The sequence below is a fragment of the Streptomyces sp. SID1328 genome (assembly GCF_009865595.1).
Lineage (GTDB): Bacteria > Actinomycetota > Actinomycetes > Streptomycetales > Streptomycetaceae > Streptomyces > Streptomyces griseoluteus.
Window position 1 is genome coordinate 1 of the sequence record NZ_WWKH01000150.1, and the last position, 5,399, is coordinate 5,399.

Annotated in this window: 4 protein-coding genes and 1 tRNA gene; 3 read left to right on the forward strand and 2 right to left on the reverse strand. The window is 69.2% G+C overall.

Annotated features, from left to right (window positions below; translation table 11 throughout):
- Window positions 1–69 precede the first annotated feature (69 nt).
- The 3 genes from GT030_RS04665 to GT030_RS04675 all read left to right on the forward strand — a co-directional run bounded on the left by GT030_RS04665 (window position 70) and on the right by GT030_RS04675 (window position 3,663).
- The gene (locus GT030_RS04665; protein ID WP_161199969.1) at window positions 70–1,551 is read left to right on the forward strand and encodes an ATP-binding protein; all 1,482 of its coding nucleotides are present in this window, start codon (window positions 70–72) and stop codon (window positions 1,549–1,551) included.
- 457 nt (window positions 1,552–2,008) lie between these two features.
- On the forward strand, window positions 2,009–2,212 hold the full coding sequence (locus tag GT030_RS04670) for a helix-turn-helix domain-containing protein (protein ID WP_161199970.1): 204 nt from the start codon (window positions 2,009–2,011) through the stop codon (window positions 2,210–2,212).
- Between the two features lie 65 nt (window positions 2,213–2,277).
- On the forward strand, window positions 2,278–3,663 hold the full coding sequence (locus GT030_RS04675) for a tyrosine-type recombinase/integrase (RefSeq protein WP_161199971.1): 1,386 nt from the start codon (window positions 2,278–2,280) through the stop codon (window positions 3,661–3,663).
- Between the two features lie 43 nt (window positions 3,664–3,706).
- Here the strand turns inward: GT030_RS04675 and GT030_RS04680 are convergent.
- Window positions 3,707–3,783: transfer RNA gene (locus tag GT030_RS04680), tRNA-Thr, on the reverse strand.
- A 102-nt stretch (window positions 3,784–3,885) separates the two neighbouring features.
- Window positions 3,886–5,399 (reverse strand): alpha/beta hydrolase (locus GT030_RS04685; RefSeq protein ID WP_237522200.1); only part of this gene is annotated, 1,514 nt, incomplete at its 5' end.

A 5,399-nucleotide genomic window follows, 5' to 3' on the forward strand; every position in this document is an offset into this window, starting at 1 on the left:
CCAAGGGCGAATCGCCCCTGCACTGCACCGAGGCGTGGACCAACGCCCTGACCACGTTGGGACTGACCCATGGCTGAGGACGACAAGACTCCTGCCCGCCAGATCATCGCGGACTACGCGCAGGAGCACTTCCGCTACTTCCGCACTGCCGACGGGACCGTGTACGCGCAGCGCAACGGCCACCCCGTCGCCCGTCCGATCCGCTCGCAGGGCACCACGGGCAGCCACCGGCAGGAACTCATGGTCGGTCTGTACCGGGACGGACGCGGCTCGTTCAACGGGTCCGCGATCAAAGAGGCGTTGGACCTGATCGAAGCACTCGCGCTGACCGAGGAGGTGCAGCCCGTGCACATCCGCGTGGCTCCGGGGTTCGACGGGGCGACGTGGCTGGACCTGGGCCGCGATGACGGGCAGTCCGTCCGCATCCATCCGTCGGGATGGGACATCCTCACGCCGGACCCGCGCGAGGTCTGCTGGCGGCGCACCCAGCTCACCGGGGAACTGCCGCTGCCGGCCAAGGACACCGACGGCAAGGGCATAGACCTGCTGATGCGCCTGTGCAACTTCGCCAACGCCGAGACCGAATGCCTGGCCATCGCGTGGCTGATCGGCTGCCTCGGGCCCTCGGTGCCGGTCCCCGCGCCGTTCCTCACGGGTCCGCAGGGCGCGGGCAAGTCGACCGGCGGCCGGATGCTCACCCGGATCATCGAAGGCATGAGCGGGGACCTGCGCCGGGCGCCGAAGGATGAGGAGAACCTCATCGCCGCCGTGGCGGCGGGATGGGTCACCGCGCTGGACAACCTGTCCCACATGACGCCGGACCTGTCCGACGCCATGTGCTGCATCGTCACCGGAGCCGAGAGCGTCAAGCGCGCCCTGTTCACCGACGGGGACGTGTTCCGCGTCGGCTACCGCCGGCCCCTGCTCCTCACCGGCATCGACGTGGGGGTCATCCGCCCCGACCTTGCCGAACGGCTCCTGCCCCTGAGGTTGGAGCGCCCCAAGGTCCGGCGCACCGAAGCCGAACTGTGGGCCGACTACGCGGAAGCCCTGCCCGTCGTACTCGGCTCGCTCCTGGACCTCACGGTCAAGGTCCGCGCCGTGGACGCGGAGACACCGACCGATCTGCGGATGGCGGACTTCGCCCACCTGTGCGCGCAGTTCGACGCGGCAACCGGGCTGGGGGCTCTGCCTGCGTACCGGGCGAGTCTGGACGATCTGAACGACGATGTGATCGAGGGTGATCTCCTCGCGCAGACCGTCCTTCTGCATGCCGGGAGCATCGAGCCCGGCGCGGCGCAGCAGATGACATCCACGGAGTGGCTGGCATGCCTGAGCCGCCTCTACAGCGGCGATGACTGCCGTGCGCTGCCCAAGGGGTGGCCGACCACCGGCAAGGTGCTCTCGGACCGCCTCAAGCGCCTCCAGCCCACCCTGGCGGCTCGGGGGGTGCTCATCGACTCCGGGCGCACCAAGGCAGGCCGCTACCTCGAAATGACCCGCACCGCCGCCCTGACCCTGCCTCCGCACGAGCAGACGCAGGCGTTCTGACCCGCGATCCGCAGGCTCAAGCGAACGGCAAGAGGAGCACGTGCTCCTCTTGCCGTTCGGCGGAACGCCGCCCCAAGGACGCGCCGCGCAGCGGCTCCTTCTTCGCTCTGTAAGGCGCACCCAAGTACTACAGGCAGCCCCTTCTTTGTCCTAAGTAGGAAGACGCTGCGTCACCTGCGTCACCACGGCCGGAAAGCGGCCCCTGGCCTGCGGCAACAGCGGTGACGCAGACGGATTTCTCTGCGTCATCCTGCGTCACCTGCGTCACCCGGTGACGCAAACGGTGACGCACGGGTGACGCAGGCCCGTCCCGCCTCGTCACCGAAAGCCGCAGGTCAGAGCTCTAAATGACGCAGGTGACGCGGTGACGCAGAAATCCGAGCTTCGGACACACACCGGCCTAGGACCCGCGCACCACTCCCCTTGGCAATGCCGAACTGCCCTGGAGGCACCCCGGATGAGCACCGCACTCGCCGCCCCCATTGATCGGCTCCTCTACAAGCCCGAAGAAGCGGCCGAAGCCCTCGCGATCGGCCGCTCCACGGTCTACGAGCTGATGGCCGCAGGTTCCCTGAAGTACATCAAGTTGGGCCGCACGCGCCGGATTCGGCGGGCCGACCTTGAGACGTACGTGGCGAACCTCGCTCCCCTGCCCAACTGACCCCGAACACGTCACCGAGGCGCCTCGAGCATCACGCTTGGGGCGCCTCCCGCATGGAGGAGCACATGAGCCCCCGGAAGCAGAACATGGAGTCGTCCATCTACTTCGGCTCGGATGGCTGGTGGCACGGCCGCGTGACCATGGGCGTCCAGCCGGACGGAAAGCCGGACCGGCGACACCGCCGAGCACGCACCGAGATGGAGATCAAGCGCAAGGTCCGAGAGTTGGAGGCGCTGCGCGACAAGGGGCGCGCCCCGAAGGCCGGCCGCAAGCCCACGGTTGAGAAGTGGATGACCACCTATCTCACCGACATCGCGTCCCTGAAGCTCCGGCCGCGCTCCCTGGACGACTACTGGTCCAAGACCCGGAACCACATCATCCCCGGCATCGGGCAGCACCGGCTGGACAAGCTGGAACCGGAGCACCTGGAACACATGTACCGCGCGCTGCTCGACAACGGGTATGCACCCTCCCACGTGCTGAAGGTGCACCGGATTTTGTCCCGCGCGCTGAAAATCGCCCACCGCCGCCGGCTCGTGGTGGAGAACGTCGCCACGCTCGTGGACCCCCCCACCGTGGACGAGACGGAAGCGAATCCGTTCACGAGCGCGGAGGCGAAGGCGTTCCTGGAAGCCGCGGCCAAGCGGCCCACGTTCATGCGGTGGTGCATCGGCGTCGGGATGGGGCTTAGGCAGGGTGAATCCCTCGGACTGCGCTGGCCCTACGTCGATCTCGACAACGAGCTGTTCCACCCCCAGTGGCAGCTTCAGCGGCTCACTTGGCGCCACGGCTGCACCGATCCTCACACGTGTGGCGAGCGCTTCCACCGGTTCGAGCTGTGCCCTCCGGACTGCGCGGCTCACAAGGGCTACAAGCGGGGTTGCCCGAAGCCGTGCCCGAAGAACTGCACCGCGCACGCCCGCTCCTGCCCCGACCGTAAGGGCGGGGGCCTGGTCTTCACCCGGCCCAAGACCAAGAAGAGTCGGAATGCCGTCCCCATCCCGCCTCCGTTCATCCCTTACCTGCGGGAGCACAGGGCACAGCAGCAGGAGATGCGGGCCGCTGCCGGCGAGCTGTGGCAGGAGTACGGCGTCGTCTTCTCCCGGCCGGATGGCCGTCCGCTCGATCCTCGGCAGGACTGGGCAGAGTTCAAGGAGCTGCTGGAGGAAGCCGGGATCGATGACCGGCGCCTGTACGACGGGAGCCGCCACACCGCCGGCACGATCCTGAACGAGCTGGGGGTGGACATGCCGACGATCATGGAGATCCTGCGACACACCCAGATCAGTCAGACCCGGCGCTACGTGAAGGGGCGCTCCCACCTGTCCAAGGACGCGATGCGCCGCATGGGAGACCACTTCATGCCCCGCCCTGAACCCACCACTGAGACCAGAACTGAGCCCACGGACAGCCGCGCGGAGCGCGCCCGGCGCCGCCGCCGTATCCGCTGAACGCAAAAGCCCAGCTCAGACACTGTCTGGGCTGGGCTTCGGATGGAGCCGCTTTCGGGATTCGAACCCGAGACCTACGCATTACGAGTGCGTTGCTCTGGCCATCTGAGCTAAAGCGGCGTGTTGGACGCACCGGGGTGCGATCGGCAACGTCGGTAAGTCTACACAGGTGCGCGGGATGGTTCGTACCGGCCCCGGCGGGCGGGGCCGGTACGAGGGGTGTCAGGTGCAGCGTTTGCCCCGGGCGGGCGGGGTGCCGCGGAGCAGGTAGGTGTTGATCGCGGAGTCGATGCAGGCGCTGCCGCGGCCGTAGGCGGTGTGGCCGTCGCCCTCGTAGGTCAGGAGGTGGGCCGAGGAGAGCTGGCGGGAGAGGGACTGGGCCCAGCGGTACGGGGTCGCCGGGTCGCGGGTGGTGCCGACGACCACGATGGGCGCCGCGCCCTTCGCCTCGATGCGGTGCGGCTCGCCGGTCGCCCTGACCGGCCAGTACGTGCAGTTCAGGGCGGACCAGGCAAGGTTCGGGCCGAACACCGGGGACGCCTTCTCGAACTGCGGCAGCGCCTGCTCCACCTGCTCCGGGCCGTCGAAGGCGGGCGGCAGGTCGAGGCAGTTGACGGCCGCGTTGGCCATCATCAGGTTGCTGTAGTGACCGCGGGAGTCACGCTCGTAGTAGCTGTCGGACAGGGCGAGCAGGCCCGCGCCGTCGTTCTCGTCCATCGCGGAGTGCAGCGCTTCGCGGAGCTGTTCCCAGGTGCTCTGGTCGTACATCGCGGCGACCACGCCGATGGTCGCCAGCGACTCGGTCAGGCGGCGGCCGTCCGCGTCGCCGGCCGGGATCGGGCGGGCGTCGAGCGCCCGGAAGAACTTCTGCAGGCGGTCGCCGATCTGCGCGGGGGTCGCGTCCTTGCCGTCCAGCGGGCAGTCGGCCTGCTTGACGCAGTCCGCCGAGAACGCCTGGAACGCCGTCTCGAAGCCCGCCGTCTGGTCCAGGTTGACCTGCCGGGCGTCGAGCGAGGGGTCCATCGCGCCGTCCAGCACCAGCCGGCCGGTGCGGTGCGGGAACAGCCCGGCGTAGGTCGCGCCGAGGAGCGTGCCGTACGACGCGCCCACGTAGTTCAGCTTCTTGTCGCCGAGCAGTTCGCGCAGGACGTCCATGTCGCGGGCCGCCTCGACGGTGGAGACGTGCCGGAGCAGCCTCGCGGAGTGCTCCCCGCAGGCCTCGGCGAACTTCCGGTCGGCGCTGACCAGGGTGTCCGTCTCCTTGGCGTCGTCCGGGGTCATGTCCGTCTCGGTGAACGTGTCCATCTGGCGCCCGTCCAGGCACTCCACGGGCTCGCTGCGGGCCACCCCGCGCGGGTCGACGGCGACCATGTCGTAACGGGCCCGGACCTCGGCGGGGTAGCCGATGCCCGCGTACTGCTGAAGGTATGCGATCGCGGAGCCACCGGGGCCGCCCGGATTGACCAGCAGGGAGCCGAGCGGCTTGCCCTTGCCGGTGGCCTTCTTGCGGGCGACGGCCAGCTTGATGTCACCGGAAGCGGGCTTGTCGTAGTCGAGCGGCACCTTCATCGTGGCGCACTCGAAACCGGGGGCGCCGCACTCCCGCCAGCTCAGCTTCTGCGTGTAGTACGGCGACAGCGCCGACGGGGTCGACATCGGCAGCGCGGCCAGCGCCGCCCGCACCGTCCCGTCCGAGCCCGCACCGCTCGCCCCGCAGCCGGACACGAGCAGCGCGG